We start from the raw sequence: 22,947 nt of genomic DNA on the forward strand, positions 1-22,947 counted from the left end.
AAGGATCCGACGGCCGCTGTGCCTCCGCCGTTACTCGCCAGACAGCGGCGCCGAGCAATGGTCGGAAATACTGAGCGCAAAGAACCGATCGACGGCGAACGCGGGATAGCCCTCGCCGTCGGCTCCCGCCCCGCTCTCCCAATCGCCGAGCCGTGCGAGCGTGAGCTTTTTACGGAACTGCCTGAGCTTGCGATGCGTCTCGTGCGTATCGCCGGCCGTAGCGATCGCGCGAAAGTCAGCGAAGGCCTTTTCCACGCTCGAGCGTTCGTACAGCCTCACGGTTCCACCAACGGCGCCGGCCTGCGCGTCGGCCCACGTCAGTGGCTGATGCGCCGCGAGAAAGTCATCCACGCAAATCACGAGAGCATTGTGATCGCTGAGCGGATCGGCCCGCAGTTCACGCACGACCGCTTCGAGGGCTTCGTCCACGACGGCTGCCTGGTAGCCCTCACGCATAAGCCCGACGCGCGGGAACGACTGCGCCTCGATACGCTCGGCGAGAGCGAGCGAGCGCTCGACGTCTCCCTCAGTGAGCACGAGTTCCTCATCCAAGGTGTCGAGGAAACGATCGACGTTATCGATGCAGTAGCGCGCGCCACGCCTCGACGTGGGGAATCGAAGTCCCGAGGTGAGAGCGGGAAGGCTACCGGTCGTGACGGTGGACATCGGCTACTTTCCGAGCATCTTGCGAAGTTCTGGGGGAAGCTGATTCATGTCGAGGTTCGACAAGTCGGCGCTGGCGTCGGCGGAATTCCCCGCCCCTCCAAACGCGCCCGCGCCGCCGAAGGCCGAACCCTTCTTCTGGGCCTGCTGCTCCGCCCACGCCTTTTCTTCGGCTGCGCGCTTCGCAGGGTTGCCCGACCGGGACTTCTTTTTGTTTTTCTTCGGGGACTGCATGCGTCCGCGGGACTTCTTGCCAAATCCCATGCCCGGCGCCCCGAAACCGCCGCCGCCGGCCAGGCCCTTACCTACCGAGCCCATCATCTTTTGCATCTGCTTGAACTGATCGAGCAGACGATTCACTTCGGTCACGGTCGTGCCGGAGCCCTTCGCGATGCGAGCGCGACGCGAGCCGTTGATCTCTTTGGGGTTCGCGCGCTCGAACGGCGTCATCGACTGCACCATTGCTTCGATACGCGTGATCATTGAATCGTCGAACTGATCGATCGCCTGCTTGTACTGGCGCATGTTCGGCATCATGCCGAGCATCTTCTTCATCGAGCCCATCGACTTGATCTGCTGGAGCATCGACATGAAGTCGTTGAGGTTGAATTCTTCGCCCTGCGCGAGCTTCGAGGCGACCTTCTCGGCTTCCTCGCGATCCATGCGCTTTTCGGCCTGCTCGATGAGGGTAAGCACGTCACCCATATCGAGGATGCGGCTCGCCATGCGGTCCGGGTGGAACCGCTCGAAATCACCGAGTGCCTCACCGGTCGAGGCGAAGAGGATCGGGCGGTCGGTGATGCCCGTGATGGAGAGGGCCGCGCCACCGCGTGCATCGCCGTCGAGTTTCGACAGCACCACGCCCGTGAAGCCCACGCCGTCGCGGAACGCTTCGGCAACGCGCGCGGCATCCTGGCCGATCATCGCGTCGACGACAAAAAGGGTGTTGTCGGGGTTGACGGCATCGCGGATATCCCGCGCCTGCTGCATCATTTCTTCGTCGATGCCGAGGCGGCCCGCGGTATCAACGATCACAACGTCGTACTGCTCGTGCGCCGCCGTCGCGACACCGTCGAGGGCAACGACAACAGGGTCCCCCACGCCATTGCCGGGCTCGGGGGCGAACACCTTGACGCCCGCCCGCTCACCGACGATCTGGAGCTGGTTGACGGCATTGGGGCGCTGGAGGTCCGACGCAACGAGCAGCGGCGTGTGGCCCTCGTCCTTGAGGTACTTGGCAAGCTTGCCGGCGAGTGTCGTTTTACCGGCGCCCTGGAGGCCCGCGAGCATGATGACGGTCGGCGGGTTTTTCGCGAACTGGAGCCCGCCGGTCGCACCGCCGAGAACCTCCACAAGTTCGGCGTGCACGATCTTGACGACCTGCTGCGCGGGGTTGAGGGCCTTCGACACCTCGGCGCCTAGGGCACGCTCGCGCACGCGCGCGGCAAACTGCCGAACGACGGGGACGGCGACGTCCGCGTCAAGCAGTGCGCGGCGGATCTCGCGCACGGTCTTGTCGATATCGGCCTCAGTGAGGCGGCCCTGGCCACGCAGGCCCTTGAGGGTCTTACTAATACGATCGGAAAGATTGTCAAACACGAAAAAATAGCCTCGGGAAACTTGGGGCGGCGAGCGAGGTGACGGCGCGCACCCGTGGGGGCGCACCTCGCGAGCCGGAGCGCACCCATTGTAACGGGGGTCGGTGCGCTCCGGCTCGCGCGAAAGGGGTGAGGGGAACTACTCGAGGAGTGCGTCCACGAACCCGTACGGGTCGAACGGCGTGAGGTCGTCCATGCCTTCACCGAGACCCACGAGCTTCACGGGCACACCGAGCTCGCGCTGGACGTTGACGACAATGCCGCCCTTCGCGGTGCCGTCGAGCTTCGTGAGCGCAATGCCCGTGACGTTCACGGCCTCAGCGAACACGCGCGCCTGCTGCATGCCGTTCTGGCCGGTCGTCGCGTCAAGGACGAGGATGACCTCCTGGATCTCGGCCCCCTTGAGTGCCTTCGAGGCGACGCGGCGAATCTTGCCGAGTTCGTCCATGAGCCCCTTCTTGTTCTGGAGGCGACCGGCCGTATCGATCACGACGACATCGACACCCTGGTCGATGCCCGCCTGAACAGCGTCGAAGGCGACCGAGGCCGGATCGGCGTTTTCGCGTTCGCTGCGCACGGTTGTGACGCCCACGCGCTCGCCCCACGTCTGGAGCTGCTCGGCGGCTGCGGCACGGAATGTATCGGCAGCCCCAAAGAGTACGGTGCGGCCTTCGGCGATGAGAACGCGACCGAACTTACCGGTCGTCGTCGTCTTTCCGGTGCCGTTGACGCCGACCATCATGACGACGCTCGGCACCATCGAGCCGTCGGGCGCCTCGATCGCGCTCGCCGCGAGTCGACGGTCGAGGCCGGGGTTCACGAGCTTGACGAGTTCTTCACGCAGAATCTCGCGGACCGCGTCGGGGTCCTTCGTGTTGAGCACCTGCACGCGGTCGCGCAGCGCCTCCATCAGTTCGTCGGTCGCATCGGGGCCGAGGTCGGCCATGAGGAGGGTTTCCTCGATCTCGTCCCACGTGTCCATATCGATATCGCCGCTCGTGAGGAGCGCGAGGATCCCTCGACCAATCGATCCGGAACGCTGGAGACGCTCGCGAAGGCGCACCATGCGATCGGCGGTCGGCTCAGGAGTCTCGACGGGGGCGTGCGGCTCGGCTTCGACGTCCGTTGACTCAACTTCCTCGGCCGGAGCAACCGGCTCAGCGGGCTCGGCGGGTTCAACCGGGTCGACCGGCTCAGCAGTTTCAACGGGTTCGACCGGCGCGACGGGCTCGACCGGTTCAACGGGTTCAGCGGGCGCCACGGGCGCGGCAGGGGTGGCCTCGGGTGTGTCCGACGCCTGCACGTCGCCCTCGTGCGGCACTTCGGCATCGACGGGAGCCTGAGAGGCGTCGGCCCCCTCCTCCTCTTCGCTTCCCGCTTCGCGAGCGGGGTTCTTAGCAGGCGCCGAAAGCGACTCCCCCCACGTGGGGGCGGCGGGACGCTCCGGCTTTGCGGCTTCCTTGCGCTCGCCCTTGGCGTCTTTCTCCGGCGCCTCTTTGCCGTCGGTGTCACTTCCCGACGGCCGCGTGAGCGCCCACAACCCCGCCGCGATAACGGCGACGCCGCCGCCGCTTGCGACGAGGGTCAATATCAGTTCGTTTAAGTCCATTAGCCCTCCCTTAACCAGCCACGCACGTGAGGGCGCGCGGCAAAGACTTCCTCGCTAGTGTACGAAAACGCCCGCGCGAGCGCGGGCGTGGCTGTGGTGAGACGATGCGCGTGCAGCACCTCACGAAGCGAGACGCAACGGCTCGCTCTCTGCTCCGGCTTGATCGGTATTTGATGAGTCACGATCCGTGCGCGATGCGGCGCTGTGCCCTTCACGCTCACGCAGGGGCCAGGCTTGAACGGGCACGCTCGCGCGCATTGACGCCGAGGGGGTACGGCTCACTGACTTCGGCGAGCCCTTTGAACGCGAGGAAAGATTGCCCGACTTCTTCTGCGACATCACAACGACGGCGATGAGCCCCGCGGCCAGTGCGACGGCCACAAGCATGAAGAGGATGACAGATTCCATACCTGAAATTTTACCTCACCTTTACTCGAAAGATCGCGAGCGATGGCCGTGAGTCCTGACTTTACGTGTGTTCTTCGCGATAGCGAATCCCGTACGGAGCCTCGACCTCACGCGCGCGTCACGCCGAAAGAGCCGGGAACCAAATAGCGATCTCGCGCGCAGCCGATTCGGGCGAATCCGAACCGTGGATGAGATTCTCAATCACGGGCTTATCCCAGGCGCGACCCAGGTCACCGCGGATCGTGCCGGGGGCGGCCTCCGTCGGTTTTGTCGCCCCCATGAGCGTACGCATCCCCGCGATGCATTCCTCCCCCGCGACAACCAGCGCGACAAGCGGACCCGAACTCATGAACTCGAGCATGGGCGGGAAGAATGGCTTGCCCTCGTGTTCGGCGTAGTGCGCTGTGAGCTCCTCGAGGCTCGCAGCGCGCTGGTCGAGCGCGAGAATCTCGTAGCCCTTTTGCTCGATGCGGCGGATGATCTCGCCGCGAAGCTGGCGCTTTATGGCATCGGGTTTAAGGAGAATGAGCGTGCGTTCTTGTGTCATGCACCTCACCCTAGCGTGCCTCGGTGTCCTCTCCTAGAACGCGCCGATCGATCGCATCTTTCTCGCGGTCAAGCTGGCGCCCTTTGACGACGCCGAGCCAGTACAGCAGCGCAAAAAGCAGACCGACGACGTACATCGCGGGGACGAAAAGCCCGAGCAGGATAAACGGGACCTGGAGTGCAAGGCCGAGCCAATACGGCCATGCCTGTGACGATGAGAGCAGCCTCGCCGCGACGATCATGGCCGCGAGCAACGAGAGCGAAAGAATCCAGCTTGCGAGCCGAGTATCGGGGGCGAGACCGTGGGCGACGAGGCCGGCAAAAAGGGCCACGAAGCCTTCGCACGCGAGGGTCGTCGCACACAGCATCCGCTGCGCGCCGGACTTGCGGGTCGAGGGGGTGATATCCATGCCGCTCACTTCCCCACGCGCCCCAGGAGCTGGCGCACTTCTGCCGCGAGAGTGATGGAGCCGGTCGCAACGATGCCTGCGAAATCGTCGCCTTCCTGCTCGGCTGCATCAACGGCGGCTTGGATCGCATCGGGCAGGCTCGCCTGCTCAATAACGCGGTCCTCGTCCCCGAAGATGTCGCGCGCCTCCATCGCGAGCAGGTCCGTGGGGATTGCGCGCGGCGACGTGCTCTCGGTAATGACGACGATGTCGAAGAGCGGTTCGAGGATCGCGAGGATCTCGCTCGCGTCTTTCTCCTTGAGAATGCCCACGATCCCCACGGTGCGTGTAAACCGGAAGCTCTCTCGCACGGTTTCGACGAGAACCTCGGCTCCCGCTGGGTTGTGGGCGGCATCGACGAGGATTGTCGGGGCCTGGCGCACGACTTCGGCGCGACCCGGGGATGTCACGCGCTCGAGGCCCGCGCGGACGAGATCGCCGTCAAGTGGGGCATCACCACCCGTGAGGAGCGCCTCCGCCGCTGCGATCGCGAGAAGCGCGTTGTGTGCCTGGTGGGCGCCCAGAAGCGGAACAAAGACCTCTTCGTAGCGCGCGGCGATCGACTGCACCGCGATCATCTGCCCGCCGACCGCGGGTACGCGATCGAGCACGCCGATCTGCTCCCCTTCAATTGCGGCGGTCACGCCGAGCTCGGCGCAGCGATTCTTAAGCACGTCGAGCGCGCCGGAGAACTGCTGCGCGGCAATCACCGCGAGCGCACCTTCCTTGAGGATTCCCGCTTTCTCCCCGGCGATCTCCTCGATCGTCTCCCCGAGGTAGTCCTGGTGATCGAAAGCGATCGGGGTGATCACGGTGACGTCGGGATCGATGACGTTCGTCGCGTCCCAGCGGCCCCCGAGGCCCACCTCGACGATCGCGACGTCGACCGGCGCACTCGCGAATGCTTGGAACTGCATGGCCGTGAGGAATTCGAACATGCTGATTCGCACGCCAGTCTCGGCGAATTCACGGTCGACGACCTCGGCGAAAGGGAGCACGTCTTCGTACGCCTGGACGAAGCCCTCTTCGCTGATGGGCTGCCCATCAAGCGCAATACGTTCGGTGGGCGTGTGCATATGTGGGCTCGTGAGTCTTCCCGTGCGAAGGCCCGCCTCGATAAGGAGCGCTTCGGCGATGCGCGCGGTCGATGTTTTCCCGTTCGTGCCCGCGATGTGGAAGGTGCGGTATGCGCGTTCGGGATGCCCCATGAGCTCGAGGAGGCGCGCTATGCGTGTGAGGCTCGGCTCGATCTCGTTTTCGGGGGCGCGCGATTGCAGATCCGTCCACGCCCTCGTGAACGCTTCGCTGTGCTCGATGCCGCCTGGCCGTGCCATGTACTGCTTCACTCTGCCTTTCGCGCCGGTGATACGTGGGTTTCAGTGTAGTGCGGCCTTGCCGGGGAGGGGATCCGCGAGGGCCGCCCAGGGCGCGGCTCGTGCTCCACACCTCACGGCCGCCCCCAGACGCCACGGCGCGCACGCGTGGAGTCCGACGGTTGCCTACTCTCAAGTTGAGCACGCGGTCACAGGGGTCGCCGCGGTTCACGGGAAGCGCAAAGGGGTAGGGCGTGGGCGATTTTCTAGGCATGGATACCGAGCAGGCGCGTAACTCTGCGCGCGCTCTCAACGACCTTGCGGGACGACTCACCGCGGATGCGACTCGCGTGAAAGACGAAGCGGGGGCAGTCCCGTGGGAGGGCGCGGATGCCGAAGCCTTCCGCGCGCGCGTTTCGAGCATCGTTGCACCCGGAATGCACGAGGCCGTGAAGCAGCTTTTCGCACTTGCACACGCGCTCGAGAGCAATGCGCTCGAGCAGGATGCGGCGTCGCACGCGAGCGACGCCGCGAGCGGAGGCGCCGGTTCGGCGTCCGCCCTAGGTCTCGCAGAGGCGACACGTGCGCAGGTACTCGGGATCACCGCTCTCGCGGGTATCGCTCATGGGATGAGGAACCTGTTTGGCCGCGGCTCCAAGCGCGTTCGAGCAGTGGGAAGGCCCAATACCCACACGTTCAACCACGAGATCGGCAAAATCGCGCTCGAGACCATCGACTATGCCAGCGCGCTCGGCAGGAAACACTTCCACAACCCTCGGTTCACGGTCACCCCGACGACCGAACAAAGCACGCTCGTGAGCATCAGCGACTACAAGGATTCGCACCCACCGCGCACACTCGCGGACTTGCTCTACTTCACCGAGGAGGCACGCCACGCACGCGACGCGGGCGAAGACCGCGAAAACTATCGTGTACAGCACTTTCGCACCTCGACGGGAGAAGAAACCTACGTGATGTACATGCCTCCCACCCAGATCGGTATGGGCACGGAAAAGGCGTGGGATGGAACCGCCGGTAACTCGCGCGACTGGGCCTCAAACCTGGGGATGATGGCGGGCATGGACGTCACGACGATGAAGAACGCGCGCGCTGCGCTCGAAGCCGCGGGCGTTCCCAAAGGCGCAAACCTCATGCTCGTTGGACACTCCCAGGGAGGCCTCGCAGCAGTCTCGCTCTCCTCAAAACATGACTTCAATGGCGAAGACGGCTACAACGTCACGGATATCGTCACCTTTGGTTCTCCCGTGGACGCCTACATTCCCGCGCAATCGAACACCAAGGTCTTCGCGATCGCGCACAAGCAGGGGCTGCGACCCTACGCGGACACCATTCTTGGTGGCCCCTCACAAGCGGGAATCTCCTTCACGGTCGACCCTGTTCCACTCCTCGATCTCGGTGGACTCAACGGTCCGCACTCACCGCAAGTCACCAACATTGATCTCACCCCCGCGACGGACCACGACGCGGGTTTCAACACAGGAATCTCCTTTTTCCAACCGGGGCAAGCGCCGGCGGAAGTGAAGTGGCCGGGCTACGATCTGAGGGCCGTTCACGACTCGCTTCGGCGCCTACCCGACGGCTCGATCGACCCGCACTACGGCTATTACCCAACGCTCCTCGCGCAGCAGGAACTCAATTCCGACCTGCTCGAAGTCAAGGGCGACATCGACGGCCTCTACATGGGCGAAGGCCTCACGCTCGTCGAAGACATAAACGTCCAGTTCGTTCGTGAGCCCGCAACCGCCATCGAGCCCGGCGGCACAAACGATGACGGGGGAATCGACCGCTCGACTCCCCCGCCACCGGATGACCTTCTCGACAAGTGGCGTTAAGCGCGCTTCACCTGAACGGTAACGCTCGCCCCGGTGACCTTCTCGGTCGTCTCGAAGTCGGCGCCCGCGAGCGCACCCTCGCTATACGCAACGCTCGTGGCGAGAACCTCGTGGCAAACGAGGGTCTCGAACGCACGCACGGCCTCGAGAACACTTTCGGATCCCGCAACCGCGAGCGAAATGCGGTCCGAAACCTCGAAGCCTGCCTCGCGGCGAGCGGACTGCACCACACGCACGACGTCACGCGCGAGGCCCTCCGCCTCAAGCTCGGGGCTCACGCGAGTGTCGAGAACGATGAAGTCACCACCGCGCAGAACCCCGATTGAGCGGCCTTCCGCATCCGAGCTATCGCCCGCGACAAGGTCGAGCGTGTACTCGCCCTCGACGAGGTCGAGGCCGCCCGAGGTGACGGTGCCGTCCTCGGCGACGCTCCAGTCGCCGCTCTTCGCGCCCTTGATCGCACGCTGCACGTCCTTACCGAGGCGCGGGCCAGCGACGCGGGCATTCACGCTCAAGCGCTGCTCGACGCCCATCTTTCCGGCCTCCTCGCTCGCGACATCGAGCAACCGCACGGCCTTGACATTGAGCTCATCGCGGATGATGTCGGTGAACGGCTCGAGGCGTGCAGCATCGACCGCCACGACGGTCAGCTCCGCGAGCGGGAGGCGGGCACGCAAGCCCTCCTTCTTGCGCAGCGCGTTGCCCTGCGAACACACCTGGCGCACGGCGTCCATCTCCTCGACGAGCGCGTCATCCGCGGGGAACAGGGAAGCATCGGGCCAATCGGTGAGGTGCACGCTCCGCTCACCCGTGAGCTCACGGTAAATTTCCTCGGTCACGAGCGGAAGCAGAGGCGCGGCAACCCTCACGAGGGTCTCGAGGCACGTGTAAAGCGTGTCGATCGCGGCTTCATCGCCCTCCCAGAAACGCTCGCGGGAACGGCGCACGTACCAGTTCGTGAGTGCATCCAGGTACTGGGCGATCGCTTCACCGGCATCAGCAATCCGCAACTCGTCGAGGCAGTCCTGCGCCTCGCGAACGAGTTGCCCCGTACGCGCAAGCAGGTAGCGATCCATGACGTCCTCGGAGTCATAGCGAACCTTGGCCTCGTAGCCGGTCGGCTTACCGTCGGAATCCTTCTCCCCCGCCGCATTCGCGTATAGAGCGAGGAAGTACCAGGTATTCCACAGCGGAAGAACGGCCGTGCGAACCGCATCGCGAATGTTGCTTTCCGCGACCACGAGGTTGCCGCCGCGCAAAATCGGCGAATTCATGAGGAACCAGCGCATCGCGTCCGCGCCGTACGAATCGTACATTTCGCGCACGTCCGGGTAGTTCCTGAGCGACTTCGACATTTTGTTGCCGTCGTCGCCAAGGACGATGCCGTGGCAGATGACGTTCTTGAAGGCCGGGCGATCGAACAGTGCGGTTGAGAGCACGTGCATGACGTAGAACCAGCCGCGGGTCTGCCCGATGTATTCGACGATGAAGTCGGCAGGGTTGTGCGAGTCAAACCACTCTTCGTTGTCGAAGGGGTAGTGCACTTGCGCGAACGGCATCGAGCCCGAGTCGAACCACACGTCGAAAATGTCCTCGATGCGCCGCATGGTTGACTTGCCCGTCGGGTCGTCGGGGTTGGGGCGCGTGAGGTTATCGATGTACGGACGGTGGAGGTTCACCTCGCCGTTCTCGTCGCGCGGAAGCTCACCGAAGGCTTCCTCGATCTCCGCGAGCGAGCCGTACACCTCGATGCGCGGGTAGTTCGGGTCATCGCTCTTCCACACGGGAATGGGCGTACCCCAGTAGCGGTTGCGAGAGATTGCCCAGTCGCGTGCGCCTTCGAGCCACTTTCCGAACTGGCCGTGCTTCACGTTGCCGGGAACCCAGTTGATCTCCTCGTTCAGTTCGAGCATCCGCTCGCGCTGATCTGCAACCTTCACGAACCACGAGCCGACGGCCTTGTAGATGAGGGGGTTGCGGCAGCGCCAGCAGTGCGGGTAACTGTGCACGTAGCTCTTCTCCTGGAAGAGCCGGCCATCTGCCTGAAGAAGGCGGATGAGAGGGCGATTAGCCTCAAACACCTGCAGACCCACGATCGAATCGAGCGCAGTCCCGCGGAACGTCTCGAGGAACTTTGCGCCTTCGTCGACGCTCACCACCACGGGGATGCCGTATTCGGCGTTGATTTTCTGGTCGTCCTCACCGTACGCGGTTGCCTGGTGCACGATGCCCGTACCGTCGCTCGTCGAGACGTAGTCGGCGACAGTGATGATCCAAGCCTTCTCGAGGCCCCACTTTTCGCGGTCCTGTGCGTACACGTCCCACAGCGGGGTGTACTCGACGTATTCAAGTTCGGAACCGGCATACACACGCTCGCCGAGAGCCGCGAGAACGTCCTCTTCACCGTCGTAGCCGAGTTCCTTCGCGAACGCGCCGGCGAGATCCTTCGCGAGGAGGTAGGTCGCACCACCGGCGGGGGTGCCGTCGGAACTTCCGTTCGGGCCCGCCGGAACCGTCACGTACTCGACCTCCGGGCCCACCGCGAGCGAGAAGTTCGTGGGGAGGGTCCACGGGGTCGTCGTCCATGCGAGAGCCTTGACGCCGTCGAGTGCGAGCTCGGCCGCCTTCTGGCCCGTGAGCGGGAACGTCACGACGACGGAGGCATCCTGGCGGTCCTTGTACACGTCGTCGTCCATGCGCAGCTCGTGGGAGCTCAGCGGGGTCTGGTCAACCCAGCAGTACGGGAGAACCTTGTAGCCCTCGTACGCGCGGTCCTTGTCGTAGAGCTGCTTGAACGCCCACAGCACCGACTCCATGAACGTCACGTCGAGCGTCTTGTAGTCGTTGTCAAAATCGACCCAGCGCGCCTGGCGCGTGACGTAGTCGATCCATTCGTTCGCGTACGTCAGCACGGAGCCGCGCGCGGCATTGTTGAATGCCTGCACGCCCATCTCTTCGATTTCGCGCTTCTCGGTGAGGCCAAGTTCCTCCATCGCAGCGAGCTCGGCGGGAAGCCCGTGGGCGTCCCACCCGAAACGGCGCTCCACGAGGTTGCCGCGCATGGTGCGGTAGCGCGGGACGACGTCCTTCGCGTAGCCGGTGAGGAGGTGGCCGTAGTGCGGCAGGCCGTTCGCGAACGGCGGGCCGTCGTAGAACACGAACTCTTCGGCGCCCTCGCGGCGACGAATGGATTCGGCGAATGTGTCGTCCTCTTTCCAGAAGGCGAGCACCTCGTCCTCGAGCTTCGGGAGGTTTGGTGAACTCGTGAGGCTCTTACCGTTCTTGGGGTATGCCATGCGCGCTCCTCGGCTTTATGCGTGACCTGGGGCCACGACCTAGCTGTGTAGTCTTCGGGCCCGAGGACGCACGAGGGCGCGGTACCACCTCGGTTAGCGCGCGGCTCGCGGAGCTTCGCCTAGCGCTCACTCTTTCCTCAGCTGTGACGGGCTGGTCCCGGCGGGTTCTACTTGGCGGCGCGGGGGCGTGAGAGCCCGACGCTTGCCGTTCTTCCCGCGGCTACCCGGTGATGGCCGGATCGACGCCGTTTGAGACCAAAAGTATCACGAGGCTGGCGCTTCACGGTCACTTTCGTGATCGTCCTCGCCGCTTTCGGGGCGAGGCTTCCCGAACGAGCCGAGCAGCATGCACACGCACAGGATCACGATGACGCCAGCCGCGGTCACCCACGAGGGCATGGCACCGCCAAGGATGAGCACGAGAGCGAGGAACACGGTCATGACGACGAGAAAGACCCCGACGGCAAACGTGAATGAATCGCGCCTCATGCTTTCGTTCCTTCCCGCACGTAGGTGACGTCGCCAAAGATAGTGCGGCCATCGATCTGGATGGTGACGTGCGACGGGTCCCAGCGGCTATACCCCTTTGCCTCCGAGTTCGTCGTTGTGCCGAGAGTCGAGGCGAGGGTCGAGTTCACGCGCCAGTCCTCTTCGGGAAGGATGACCGTGATGTTGCCGACGCTGCGATTGCACACGATTGTGAGCGAGAGGTCCACGAGGAGCGGATCCGGCTCGCCATTCGCCACGGCCCACGAGGCCCGCGCCTCTTCATCCGTCGGGGGGTCGCCAAGCTCACTCAGGTCGATCACGACGGGGCGTGACCATTCGCGCACGCCACCGCCGGTGCACTCGAGGTAGGAACCGGGTTGGAACTCATCGACGCTCATGTAGATCGGGGCGTTGCCGCGTGAGTCGGTCAGGCGCACCCACGACACGGACACGGCGAAGACGAGCAAGGAGGCGATCCCGAACGCGAGAATCTGACGGCTGCGCTTGCCTCGCGCTCCCGCGATGATGAGCACCGTGCCGCAGGCAAGCGTGATGGCGGCGGCGCCGACACCCACGCGTGGGATGACTTCAAGCGGCCCGTTCGGGTTAAGTGCCGGGAAGAGGCCAGGGAGGTAGCTGACGAGGGAGAAAACGGCGACGCCAAGAAAAACGAAGGCCGCGAAAAGCCACAGGACCGTGCGCCCCCTGATCATGCCTGCGCCGCGTGCATCGTTCGAGTCGGGGCTGCTGGGGTCACCTTCCGCGCCCCATGCAGCCGGTGCTTCGCTTCGAAGCCGCGCGAGTGTGCGAAGCGCCTCGCGATCGTCGATGATGCCGGCTTGTTCCGCAAGACGCATGAACAGGTAGGTCGTGCGGGCGCGGCTTGCGCGCCAACCGCCCCAGACAACGATGACGCCGAGCACAAGCGAGATCGGGACGAGGAACGCTAGGACGATCGGGGCATACGCGACGTACGCCCACACAATCGCGACGCCGAGAGCGAGGACGGGAAGTACGAGGAGTGCGACGATGAGGTCCCCCGGCTGGGGTCGCCTGCGGATCACCGCACGCGCGGGGGTGTCGTAGCGGGCGTTCTCGGTACCAGCGCGCACCTCCACTCCCCCGCGTGCACGAACGCGTTCGGGGCGCGGAAGTGCAAGGTAGAAAACGAGATACACGAAGAGACCGGGGCCGAGAAGCACGAGCGCGAGCGTCCAGATGCGCACGAGCCTCACGGGCAGCCCGTAGGCGTGCGCGAGAGCCGTGCACACGCCTGCGGCGAGCCCCTCGCCGGGGCGACGCGCAAGCCCGTAGCGGAGCGCGAACGTCGTCGCGTCCGAGTTCGTCTGCGCGGTCGCGAGCGCGGCGATCGTGCGGTCGGTGCGCTCTGCATCGCGAGGAGGCTCGCGGTGCGCCGAGGGGGATGTCATGTCACTATGGTCGCATGAGTGAACTCCTCCAACCGACCGCGCACGCGTGGACACGCGAGCGCGTCGGTGCGGAACTCACGGGCGTGTGCGCGGCCCTCGCAAACGCCATGGGGATCCCGGTCGCCGCCGTGCGCACGTTCTTCGCGCTCGGCGGCCTCGCACTCGCGTGCGTGCTCCCCGCGACCCTCCTTCTCGACCTCACACCGCTGGTCCTCTACGCGCTCCTCGGCATTGGTGGGAGCGTCATGCTCGTGTACGTCCTCGCGTGGTGGGCCCTTCCGCTCGACCGCGAGCACGAACGCGAAGTTCTCGCCGAGCTCTCGAGCGCTCCCGTCAGGGGCAAGCCTGCTCTTCGGCAGGCAGCGCTTCCTCTCGAGGGCGGCCACACGCCGTTTGGCACCGCCGTGCGGTGGGCGATCCTCGCAGGAATCGTGGGGGCCTCCGTCGCGATCGTCAGCGTCGGGGTGTTTCCGGCGCTCCTGCCAGATATCGACATCCAGGCTCCCCTCGCGATCGGTGCGGGCATCCTCGCGGTAGGTATCGCCCTCGGCACGCTGCCACTCTCGAGCGTCGACACGGCGCGCTGGACGGGAAGGGTCTCGAGCCTTCCCTTAGCCGTGACCGGCGCGGTCGTTGTTGGCGGCCTCCTCCTCGTGGGAGGCGCACTCGTGATCGTCGGGGCCCTCCTCGGGGTGCGCGCGATGGGGATCACTGCCGCCGCGACCCTCTTTTCACTCGCCCTCGCCTCGATTCTCGTCGTGCCCTGGACGCGACGCCTGTGGGCCGGCATACGCGAGGAATCCCGCGAGCGTGCACTCGCAGACCACCAGGCGGAAATCGCCTCGCACCTTCACGACTCGGTACTCCAAACACTCACCGTGATCCAGCGCGAGTCCACACCTCCCGAGCGCATGAAACATCTCGCGCGCCAGCAGGAAGTAGAACTCCGCCGCTGGCTCTACGGGAACATCACCCCCGGTTCCGCGCCGCCTTACGCCACGCCACGGGCTGCGGCAGCTCCGCCACAGAGCCTTCGCGAGGCAGTCACCCGCACCGCCGAAGAGGCGGAACGCGCACACGAGGTCCCGATCGAAGTCGTATGCGTCGGCGATGCACCGTTCGTGGACGGCTATCAACCACTTCTTCTCGCGCTTCGCGAGGCCACGAGCAACGCCGCGCGACACGGCAAGGTGGGGGTGCAGGTGTTCCTCGACGCGACAGGCGAGAACATCGAGGTTTTCGTGCGTGATCGCGGCGAGGGCTTCGACATGAGTGCCATCCCTGAAGGGCGTCTCGGAGTGCGCGAGTCTATCCTTGGACGCATGGCCCGCGCCGGTGGCTTCGCGAGCGTGCGAGGCGCGATCGGCGGCGGCTGCGAAGTATCACTCGTGCTTGAGAGACAGGACAACCAACGCCATGGCTGAGAACATTCGCGTGCTCGTGGTCGATGACCACCGCATCTTCGCGTCGGGTGTGAGTGAAGAGCTCAGCAGGCTCGGCGGCATCGAAATCGTCGACATTGCCCTCACCGTCGAGGAGGCAATCGACAAGGCCCGCGAGCTGCGCCCGGACGTGGTTTTGCTCGACGTTCACCTGCCCGGAGGTGGCGGAGGCGGCGGCGCGGAGGTCGCCGAAGCTCTCGAATCCCTCACAACCGAATCGGGCAAACCGGTGCGCTGCCTCGCCCTCTCGGTCTCGGACGCCGAGGTTGACGTGATCGCCGTGATCCGCGCGGGCGCGCGCGGCTATGTCACGAAGTCCACGACGGGCGAAGAGCTCGCCGCAGCACTCCACAAAATCGCTGAAGGCGACGCGGTGTTCTCGCCTCGCCTCGCAGGATTCGTGCTCGATGCGTTCCGTGGCGTAGCACCGTCCGTGCCCAGCGAGATGGATCTTTTGAGCCCGCGCGAGCAGGAGGTCATGAAGCTTATTGCGCGCGGTCATACATACCGCGAGGCTGCTTCGGCGCTGTTCATTTCGGATCGCACGATCGAGACCCACGTCTCCAACGTGCTCAAGAAGCTTCAGCTCACAAACCGCTACGAGCTCTCCCGCTGGGCGCGTGAGAAGCGAGTGATATAGCGGCGTGTGTCATGCTTGAGGGCGTTGATCCCTCACGATGTCTCAAAGCAAGGAGTTTTCCGTGGGTCTCTTTGATAAAGAACCGTTCACCGCAACCGCTACTAAGTCCAACGTGACCGTCGAGGTTGGCGAGGATACGTCTCTTCTCCAGGCGCTCCTCGATGCGGGTGTTCCGATGAAATATTCGTGCGAAGGCGGCACGTGCGGAACGTGTGTCGTCCCGCTCGTGAGCGGCGAAGTCGAGTACGAGAACGAGTACCTCGAAGAGGACGAACACGGCACACGCATCGCGTGCTGTGTGGATCGCGGCGTGGGCCACATCGAAGTCGAGGCCTGAACCAACCTAGGCCCGGCGCTCGCCGGTGGCGAGGCGGCTAAATTCTCCGCCGGCGGCGAGCAGGTCGTCGTAGGTGCCGCGTTCGCATATGCGCCCGCTCTTGACGACGAGAATCTGATCGGCGTCGCGCACCGTTGAAAGCCTGTGCGCGATCGAGATGGTCGTGCGTCCCTCACTGAGGGAGCGCAGTGCCCCACCCATGGCACGCTCGGTCACCGTATCGAGCGCGCTCCTTGCCTCGTCGAGCACAAGGATAGGCGGGTCGCGAAGGATGGTACGCGCGATCGCGAGTCTCTGTTTTTCGCCTCCCGAAAATCGGTAGCCCCGCTCCCCCACCACCGTGTCGTAGCCGTTCGGAAGCGACTCGATGTGCGCGTGGATCTGTGCAATCTCGCACGCGGCAATCATGTCGGCCTCGCTCGCCTCAGGCTTCACAAACCGCAGGTTCTCCGCAATGCTCGCGTGAAGCAGGTAGGTCTCTTGCGTGACCACTCCGACGGCGCCCGCGAGCGCGTCGAGCTTGAGCTCGCGCACATCGATGCCGTCGATGCGGATTCTCCCCTCGCTCACGTCGTAGAGGCGTGAGAGGAGGTATCCGAGAGTCGTTTTGCCGCTTCCAGTGCTGCCAACGAGAGCAATGTGCGCCCCGGACAGGACCTCGAAGGAGACGTCCTCGATTGTCGTTTTTCGTGCGCTCGGGTACGTGAACGTCACGCCCTCGAAGCTGATGTGCCCGCGCGCCCGCCCGCCGGGAAATGTCCGTGCATTCGCGGCTTCTTTGATGGGGATGTCGAGGTCGAGATACTCGAACACTCGCGTGAATAGTGCGAGGCTCGCGCGAACTTGGGTGGCGACGCGCAGGAGCGTGTTGAGCTGAGGAAAGAGCGTTGTTTGCATCGCGACGAACGCGACGAGGGTGCCGATCGTCAGGTCGCCGAGGCCCTTGATAAAGAGCACCCCGCCGAGGAGGTAGGTGAGGGCGGGAATGACCCACAGGAGCACCGAGTAGAGGCCCTGCATCCAGCGGCCCGCCATTTCCGATTCAACTTCGAGCCTCGAGAGGTCACGAGATTCGGCGTCGAACGCGTCGATGATCGGCTCCGAACGCCCGAGGGTCGTGGATAGCAGAATCCCGGAGACGGAGAGGGATTCTTGGATGTGGGCGGAAAGGTCAGCGGCGGCTTCTTGCCGACGTTTGACGAGCGCGCGGCGCCGCTTTCCCACGCGTCGATTCAGAACGGAGGCGATGGGTGTGGTGACGAGCGAGAACAGGAAGAGCCGCCAGTCCATGGCGATCATCGCGAGGGCGCTCATGAGGATCGTGGCGCTCGCGGAGACGATTTGGGTGGCCACGTTCGTGACGACGGACTGCATGGCGCCGATGTCGTTGAAAATCCGCGATTGGATTTCCCCCGTGCGGGTCGAGGTAAAAAAGGGCAGTCCCATGCGCTGGAGGTGGGCGAACACTCGCACGCGAAGGTCGTGCATGATCGCCTGCCCCACTCGTATGGAGAGGAAAGACTGGAACACGCTGAAAACCGCGCCCGCAGCGTAAACGGCGATCATGCCGAGCGCGCACCACGTGAGAAGAGCGATGTTGCCTTCGGGCAGGGCAACATCGACGATCTCGCGCACGAGAAACGGCGAGAGCACTCCCGTGAGAGCACCAAGCGCGATGAGCGCGAGCACGAGTGCGAGGGTCGCCCTGTGCGGGGAAAAGAGCGCGAGAATGCGTCTGGTCTCGACCTTTTGGCCGTCGTTGAGCCCCGTATCGGGAAGCTCGAGCGGCCTCACGCGGAGCGAATGAGCTTGTGCTGCGCGGCTTGTGCGAGCGGCCGCAGAGTCACGAGATCGAGGTTCACGTGGTGCGGGAGCTTCACGGAATACGCGATGACATCCGCGACGTCGTCGGCAGTCAGTGGCTTCTCAACGCCTTCGTAGACCTTGTCGGCGGCAGCTTGATCGCCACCGAGGCGCGTGAGGCTGAATTCCTCGGTGTGCACGAGCCCCGGGGCGATTTCGATGACCCGGATCGGTTTGCCGGCGAGTTCAAGGCGGAGCGCCGCGGCGATCATGTGTTCGCCCGCTTTCGCGGCGTTGTAGCCGGAGCCGCCTTCATAGGCCGCCTGGCTCGCCGTCGAGGTCAGGAACACGACGTCGCCGTGCCCGCTTGCTTCAAGGGCTGGAAGGAGCGCCTTCGTGACACGGCCCGAGCCAATCACGTTGGACCGGAACATCCCCTCCCACTTGTCGAAGGCTGCATCGGCGACCTGCTCGATGCCGAGTGCACCACCGGCGATATTGCACAGGGACGTGAGCACTCCGCCGAACTCGCGCTCGACGTAGTCGGCAACGCGCGCGACATCCTCGTCGACGCTAACGTCGCACGGCAGCACATCAAACTTTTCGGGATCGTTCACCATGCGGGCGAGCTCTTCGAGTCGCTCGCGCCGACGCGCGATCGCGAGAACTCGATACCCTTCCTCATAGAGACGAAGCGCCGTAGCGCGCCCGATTCCGGAGCTCGCGCCGGTGACAACAACCGTTCGTGGGCCTCGTGAGTTCATGTCCATCACACCTCCGTGTGCTCAAGAGCATCGAGGAGCTGCTCGCGCATGCGCTCGAGAGGCTCCGCATCATATTCGGCATCAAAATCGCTCAAGGCCTTTTCGAGGCGTTCAAGCCGGGAAAGGGCGACGTCGGCATCGATGACCGACTGGCTGAAGTGGGGCTCAAGTGCCTCGGCGCGCGCGGAAAGGTCGGTGCCTTTCGCGAAGGAGTCATCGAGGAACTCGTCCACGAGCTCGCGCCTCTCGCGCATTTTCGCGCTCACGCTACTGATCGACGTGCGGGCACGGCCGATCGCGACGTGGAGCGAACCGATGTGCTGCAGCATGACGTCAAGGTCCGCGAGGAGTGCCGCGACGAGGTCGCGGATCGCACTATTGGCTTCGGCACGCGCGGCACTCTCTTCGATTTCGAAGCGCTCGTCCGCGAACTGCGTGACCATCGCGGACTGAAGACGCGCAAGGGAAATCTGGAACTGGGTCTCGCGCGAAAGCGCGGCGAGGGTCGAAAGTTCGCCCGTGAGAGAGCTGAGGCGGGGACGCAGGGCGTTGTCGCTCGAATCCCACAGCCCGAGCTCGGCTGCTGCCTGGAGGTCGATGTCTTTGCGAATACGGCGCAAAACCGAGTCGGTGTAGCCCGCGATCGTCTCGAGAGTTTCCTGATCGAACGACAGCACGCTGACCTCGGCGTGAATGCCGAGGGCGGCGCGCACGATGAGGTCAATCGTGTTCGTGACTACCATGCCGAGGCTGCCCTCAAGCGCCTCTTCACGCATCATCACTTCACGCAAAAGCGCCTTGCGCTGGAACACCTCATAGCCGTCATAGCCGAGATCACGCACGGCATTATCGACGAGCTTTGCTCCGACGCCCGCAACCTCGCGAGCACTCCTTCCCTGCTTGCGCAGCTTGTTTTCCTCGGCAACGATCACGGCATAGGCCTCGAACACGTCGTCAAAAGTCGCGCTGCTCATGGGTTTTGAGCGCACGGAAAGGTACCCGCCTTCGGGAAGAGGGGTGACCGTAGCAAACACGTCGTAGTGGCTACCGTCGGACGAAAGATTACGAATGTACCCCGCGAACGGCTGGCCTTTTTCGACGGAATCCCACAGGAGCCGGAAGACGCCCGAGGGCATATCGGGGTGGCGGATGATGTTGTGCGGGGCGCCCTTGAGTTGGCTTGCCTCGTATCGCGAAAGCCGCACGAACACGTCGTTGGCCTTGTCGATGTGGCCGCGTTCGTCGGTCGTCGAGAAGAACAGCTCACCCGCCTCGAACTCGAGTTCGTGGCCTGTGGGGTCGGGGCGCTTCATGGGGACCTTCCGCTCGTGTGCGTCGTGGGGAGCCGGGGCGCTGGAGGATCCGACGCCGGCTCGCCCCTATAGTACGCGGCATCTAGGGACCTACCTGGCACAAAGGGCCCTACGCGAAGGGGCATGTTCAGTGCTTGTCGTTGGGGCATCTCACGCCCCCGTAGCACCACCGATGCGTGCATGCGTGAAACAATGAGGCACATGAGCGAAAACAGCCACGACGCAGGTCACGACTCGACCGCCGCACCGATGAGCCCCTCGATTCCCGACCGCCCAAGCCTCGACGGTCTCGAGAGCAAATGGGACACGTGCTGGGAGAACGCGAAGGTCTACGCGTTTAACCGAGACACAAGTCGCGAGAAGGTCTTCTCGATCGACACTCCCCCGCCCACAGCCTCGGGCTCGCTGCACATCGGTCACGTGTTTGCGTACACCCAGGCCGACATCCTCGCGCGCTACAACCGCATGATCGGCAAGGACGTGTTCTACCCGATGGGCTGGGACGACAACGGCCTGCCCACCGAGCGCCGCGTGCAAAACTACTTCGGCGTTCGCTGCGATCCGACCCTCCCCTACGTGGAGAACTTCGAACCACCCCACCGCGGCGGAAACGCGAAGACCGCGAAGCCTCAAAACCAGATGCCGATCAGCCGCAAGAACTTCATCGAGCTGTGCCTCGAGCTCACAACGGAAGACGAGAAGGCCTTCGAGCACACCTTCCGCACCCTCGGCCTTTCGGTGGATTGGAACCTGCGCTACCAGACCATCGACGACAACTCGCGTGCCGTGAGTCAGAAGGCATTCCTCACGCATCTGAAGAACGGCCAGGCCTATCAGGCTGAGGCGCCGACCCCGTGGGACGTCACGTTCCGCACCGCGGTTGCGCAGGCCGAGCAGGAGGACCACGACCGCGAGGGCGCGTACCACCGCCTCGGTTTCACGCGCGCCGATAACGGCGAGAAGGTGTTCATCGAGACGACTCGCCCGGAGCTTCTTCCCGCGTGTGTCGCGCTCGTCGCGCATCCCGACGATGAGCGCTATAAGCCGCTATTCGGCACGACGGTGCTCTCCCCCCTGTTCGAGGTCGAGGTGCCCGTTCTCGCGCACCCGCTCGCACAGGCCGATAAGGGCGCGGGCATCGCGATGATCTGTACGTTCGGCGATGCGACCGACGTGATTTGGTGGCGTGAACTCGACCTTCCCACGCGAGCCGTGATCGGCCGCGACGGCCGATTCCTCGAGGACGCCCCGTGGATCACGAGCGAGGCCGGTCGCGAGCGGTACGCCGAACTCGCGGGCCTCACCGTATTCAGCGCGCAAAAGCGCGTGGTCGAGATGGTCACCGAGACGGGCGACATGGTGGGCGAGCCAAAGAAGATCACCCACCCCGTCAAGTTCTACGAAAAGGGCGATAAGCCACTCGAGTACGTCACGAGCCGCCAGTGGTACATCACGAACGGTGGACGCGATGAGGCCGACGGCACTTTGCGCACGGCGCTGCTCAAGCGCGGCGAGGAACTCACCTGGTATCCGGGATTCATGGCCTCGCGCTACCGCAACTGGGTCGAGAACCTCACGGGCGACTGGCTCGTGAGCCGCCAGCGCTACTTCGGCGTGCCGATCCCCGTGTGGTACGGCCTCGACGCGAAGGGCGAGATCGACTACGACCGCGTCCTCATTCCTTCCGAGGATCGCCTTCCCGTGGATCCCACCCTCGATGCGCCGGAAGGCTTCGACGAGTCTCAGCGCGATGAGCCGAACGGCTTCACGGCCGACCCGGATGTGTTCGACACGTGGGCGACAAGCTCGCTCACGCCGCTCCTCGCGACCGGCTGGCTCGATGACCCGGATCTCTTCGGCAAGGTCTACCCGATGGATCTTCGCCCGCAGGGCCACGACATCATCCGTACGTGGCTGTTCAGCACGGTCGTGCGTTCGCATCTTCTCACCGATTCGCTTCCGTGGACGGGCGCGAGTATCAACGGCTGGATCCTCGACCCGGACCGCAAGAAGATGTCAAAGTCGAAAGGCAATGTCGTGACGCCGATCGACCTTCTCGAAAAGTACGGTTCGGATGGCGTGCGCTACTGGGCGGCACGTGCCCGCCAGGGAGCGGACACGGCGTTCGAAGAGGGCCAGATGAAGATCGGCCGCCGCCTCGCGATCAAAGTTCTCAACGCCTCGAAGTTTGCGCTCAGCTTTGGCGAAGTGGCGTCGGACCCGGAGGGCACCCTTCCTGCGGACCCAGCCGCCGTCACCGAGCCGCTCGACCGCGCGATGCTCGCCTCCCTCGCGAGCGTCGTGGATCAGGCGAGCGCGGCGATGTCGAAGCTCGACTACGCGCGCGCGATCGAGGTCATCGAGCCGTTCTTCTGGACGTTCTGTGATGACTACATCGAGCTCGTGAAAAACCGCGCGCACGGTGCGGCTGGCGAAGGCCCCGCAGCCTCGGCTCGCGCGGCTCTCACGATTGCGCTCGAGACCCTGCTGCGCCTTTTCGCGCCGTACCTCCCGTTTGCCACCGACGAGGTGTGGAGCTGGTGGCGCGAAGGCTCGGTTCACCAGCAGGCATGGCCCACCTCGGCGCCTCTCGCCAAGGCCGCAGCCGGCCAGGACGAATCGCTCCTGCGCGTGGTGAGCGAGGCCATCATTTCGGTGCGCAAGGTCAAGAGCGACGCGAAGGTCTCGCAAAAGACTCCGATGCTGCAGGCGAATCTCGCGCTTCCCGAAGGTGCACTCGCCGAGTTCGAGAGCGTGCGCTTCGACGTGTGCGCGCTCGGCTCAATCGAGGAGCTCACGCTTGAGCCCTCGACCGACGGCGCGATCACGCTGTCGAAGGTCGAGCTCGGCGAGCCGCCCGCGAAGAAGAAGTAGGCGCGCACAGGCCGCAACACGCAGCCGATCATCGCAAGAGCCCCGAGGGGCACGGTAGGTCTTCACACCGCCGTGGTTCTCGGGGCCCTTTCGAGCGAGCAGACCGCCCCCGCCTGCGCC

General features: G+C 64.5%; 18 protein-coding genes. 5 read left to right on the forward strand and 13 right to left on the reverse strand.

Annotation, left to right across the window (positions count from 1 at the left end; translation table 11 throughout):
• Window positions 1-30 precede the first annotated feature (30 nt).
• The 7 genes from FXY94_RS00605 to FXY94_RS00635 form a co-directional block, all read right to left on the reverse strand.
• Window positions 31-666: a hypothetical protein gene (locus tag FXY94_RS00605; protein ID WP_016663068.1), complete on the reverse strand. Its 636-nt coding sequence runs from the start codon at window positions 664-666 to the stop codon at window positions 31-33.
• Window positions 667-669: 3 nt separating this feature from the next.
• Window positions 670-2,262 carry a signal recognition particle protein gene (ffh, locus tag FXY94_RS00610; protein WP_016663069.1) on the reverse strand — a complete coding sequence of 531 codons (1,593 nt, stop codon included), beginning with the start codon at window positions 2,260-2,262 and terminating at the stop codon, window positions 670-672.
• A gap of 138 nt (window positions 2,263-2,400) precedes the next feature.
• Complete coding sequence (ftsY, locus tag FXY94_RS00615) at window positions 2,401-3,870, reverse strand: signal recognition particle-docking protein FtsY (protein WP_016663070.1); 1,470 nt, start codon at window positions 3,868-3,870, stop codon at window positions 2,401-2,403.
• Window positions 3,871-3,990: 120 nt separating this feature from the next.
• Window positions 3,991-4,278 (reverse strand): hypothetical protein, encoded by a 288-nt coding sequence (locus FXY94_RS00620; protein ID WP_016663071.1) that lies wholly within the window; start codon window positions 4,276-4,278, stop codon window positions 3,991-3,993.
• Between the two features lie 118 nt (window positions 4,279-4,396).
• Window positions 4,397-4,825 carry a nucleoside-diphosphate kinase gene (gene ndk, locus FXY94_RS00625; protein WP_016663072.1) on the reverse strand — a complete coding sequence of 143 codons (429 nt, stop codon included), beginning with the start codon at window positions 4,823-4,825 and terminating at the stop codon, window positions 4,397-4,399.
• 10 nt (window positions 4,826-4,835) lie between these two features.
• A complete protein-coding gene (locus tag FXY94_RS00630; protein WP_016663073.1) occupies window positions 4,836-5,234 on the reverse strand; it encodes a DUF4233 domain-containing protein in 399 nt (132 codons plus the stop codon).
• Window positions 5,235-5,239: 5 nt separating this feature from the next.
• Window positions 5,240-6,607, reverse strand: coding sequence for a bifunctional folylpolyglutamate synthase/dihydrofolate synthase (locus FXY94_RS00635; RefSeq protein ID WP_016663074.1), 1,368 nt, complete (start codon window positions 6,605-6,607; stop codon window positions 5,240-5,242).
• A 233-nt stretch (window positions 6,608-6,840) separates the two neighbouring features.
• Between FXY94_RS00635 and FXY94_RS00640 the strand changes: the two genes are divergently transcribed.
• On the forward strand, window positions 6,841-8,439 hold the full coding sequence (locus FXY94_RS00640; RefSeq protein ID WP_016663075.1) for a WXG100 family type VII secretion target: 1,599 nt from the start codon (window positions 6,841-6,843) through the stop codon (window positions 8,437-8,439).
• Here the strand turns inward: FXY94_RS00640 and ileS are convergent.
• The 3 genes from ileS to FXY94_RS00655 all read right to left on the reverse strand — a co-directional run bounded on the left by ileS (window position 8,436) and on the right by FXY94_RS00655 (window position 13,654).
• Entirely contained in the window at window positions 8,436-11,735 is a 3,300-nt protein-coding gene (gene ileS / locus FXY94_RS00645) for an isoleucine--tRNA ligase (protein ID WP_016663076.1), read from the reverse strand. The two genes, FXY94_RS00640 and ileS, sit on opposite strands and share 4 nt — an antisense overlap.
• Window positions 11,736-11,999: 264 nt before the next feature.
• Entirely contained in the window at window positions 12,000-12,224 is a 225-nt protein-coding gene (locus FXY94_RS00650) for a hypothetical protein (RefSeq protein ID WP_016663077.1), read from the reverse strand.
• A complete protein-coding gene (locus FXY94_RS00655) occupies window positions 12,221-13,654 on the reverse strand; it encodes a PspC domain-containing protein (RefSeq protein ID WP_016663078.1) in 1,434 nt (477 codons plus the stop codon). Before FXY94_RS00655 ends, FXY94_RS00650 begins: the two co-directional genes overlap by 4 nt.
• A gap of 14 nt (window positions 13,655-13,668) precedes the next feature.
• On the opposite strand from FXY94_RS00655, the gene FXY94_RS00660 reads away from it, so the two are divergent.
• The 3 genes from FXY94_RS00660 (at window position 13,669) to FXY94_RS00670 (ending at window position 16,073) form a co-directional block, all read left to right on the forward strand.
• The gene (locus FXY94_RS00660) at window positions 13,669-15,078 is read left to right on the forward strand and encodes an ATP-binding protein (protein ID WP_016663079.1); all 1,410 of its coding nucleotides are present in this window, start codon (window positions 13,669-13,671) and stop codon (window positions 15,076-15,078) included.
• Complete coding sequence (locus FXY94_RS00665; protein ID WP_016663080.1) at window positions 15,071-15,736, forward strand: LuxR C-terminal-related transcriptional regulator; 666 nt, start codon at window positions 15,071-15,073, stop codon at window positions 15,734-15,736. The genes FXY94_RS00660 and FXY94_RS00665 overlap by 8 nt, the downstream gene beginning before the upstream one ends.
• Window positions 15,737-15,797: 61 nt before the next feature.
• The gene (locus FXY94_RS00670) at window positions 15,798-16,073 is read left to right on the forward strand and encodes a 2Fe-2S iron-sulfur cluster-binding protein (protein WP_016663081.1); all 276 of its coding nucleotides are present in this window, start codon (window positions 15,798-15,800) and stop codon (window positions 16,071-16,073) included.
• A 6-nt stretch (window positions 16,074-16,079) separates the two neighbouring features.
• Here FXY94_RS00670 and FXY94_RS00675 read toward each other — a convergent pair whose 3' ends face one another.
• The 3 genes from FXY94_RS00675 to FXY94_RS00685 are packed head-to-tail and all read right to left on the reverse strand — an operon-like array spanning window position 16,080 to window position 19,953.
• Window positions 16,080-17,867 carry an ABC transporter ATP-binding protein gene (locus FXY94_RS00675; RefSeq protein ID WP_016663082.1) on the reverse strand — a complete coding sequence of 596 codons (1,788 nt, stop codon included), beginning with the start codon at window positions 17,865-17,867 and terminating at the stop codon, window positions 16,080-16,082.
• Entirely contained in the window at window positions 17,864-18,646 is a 783-nt protein-coding gene (locus tag FXY94_RS00680) for an SDR family oxidoreductase (RefSeq protein ID WP_016663083.1), read from the reverse strand. Before FXY94_RS00680 ends, FXY94_RS00675 begins: the two co-directional genes overlap by 4 nt.
• A complete protein-coding gene (locus tag FXY94_RS00685; protein WP_016663084.1) occupies window positions 18,646-19,953 on the reverse strand; it encodes a PAS domain-containing protein in 1,308 nt (435 codons plus the stop codon). The genes FXY94_RS00680 and FXY94_RS00685 overlap by 1 nt, the downstream gene beginning before the upstream one ends.
• A gap of 201 nt (window positions 19,954-20,154) precedes the next feature.
• Here FXY94_RS00685 and valS point away from each other — a divergent pair, with 201 nt between their 5' ends.
• Window positions 20,155-22,827: a valine--tRNA ligase gene (valS, locus tag FXY94_RS00690; RefSeq protein ID WP_040386337.1), complete on the forward strand. Its 2,673-nt coding sequence runs from the start codon at window positions 20,155-20,157 to the stop codon at window positions 22,825-22,827.
• Window positions 22,828-22,947 lie beyond the last annotated feature (120 nt).

Origin of the sequence: Dermabacter jinjuensis (genome assembly GCF_902381725.1) — a bacterium.
GTDB classification, from domain to species: Bacteria; Actinomycetota; Actinomycetes; order Actinomycetales; family Dermabacteraceae; genus Dermabacter; species Dermabacter hominis.

Bases quoted from the DNA above. Each gene is read 5' to 3' on its own strand.
- FXY94_RS00660 (WP_016663079.1), top strand. From the start codon at position 13,669: ATGAGTGAACTCCTCCAACCGACCGCGCACGCGTGGACACGCGAGCGC.
- FXY94_RS00655 (WP_016663078.1), bottom strand. From the start codon at position 13,654: ATGACATCCCCCTCGGCGCACCGCGAGCCTCCTCGCGATGCAGAGCGC.
- FXY94_RS00685 (WP_016663084.1), bottom strand. From the start codon at position 19,953: ATGAAGCGCCCCGACCCCACAGGCCACGAACTCGAGTTCGAGGCGGGT.
- FXY94_RS00665 (WP_016663080.1), top strand. From the start codon at position 15,071: ATGGCTGAGAACATTCGCGTGCTCGTGGTCGATGACCACCGCATCTTC.
- FXY94_RS00620 (WP_016663071.1), bottom strand. From the start codon at position 4,278: ATGGAATCTGTCATCCTCTTCATGCTTGTGGCCGTCGCACTGGCCGCG.
- ndk (WP_016663072.1), bottom strand. From the start codon at position 4,825: ATGACACAAGAACGCACGCTCATTCTCCTTAAACCCGATGCCATAAAG.
- valS (WP_040386337.1), top strand. From the start codon at position 20,155: ATGAGCGAAAACAGCCACGACGCAGGTCACGACTCGACCGCCGCACCG.
- FXY94_RS00630 (WP_016663073.1), bottom strand. From the start codon at position 5,234: ATGGATATCACCCCCTCGACCCGCAAGTCCGGCGCGCAGCGGATGCTG.
- ileS (WP_016663076.1), bottom strand. From the start codon at position 11,735: ATGGCATACCCCAAGAACGGTAAGAGCCTCACGAGTTCACCAAACCTC.
- FXY94_RS00650 (WP_016663077.1), bottom strand. From the start codon at position 12,224: ATGAGGCGCGATTCATTCACGTTTGCCGTCGGGGTCTTTCTCGTCGTC.
- FXY94_RS00680 (WP_016663083.1), bottom strand. From the start codon at position 18,646: ATGGACATGAACTCACGAGGCCCACGAACGGTTGTTGTCACCGGCGCG.
- FXY94_RS00635 (WP_016663074.1), bottom strand. From the start codon at position 6,607: ATGGCACGGCCAGGCGGCATCGAGCACAGCGAAGCGTTCACGAGGGCG.
- FXY94_RS00605 (WP_016663068.1), bottom strand. From the start codon at position 666: ATGTCCACCGTCACGACCGGTAGCCTTCCCGCTCTCACCTCGGGACTT.
- ftsY (WP_016663070.1), bottom strand. From the start codon at position 3,870: ATGGACTTAAACGAACTGATATTGACCCTCGTCGCAAGCGGCGGCGGC.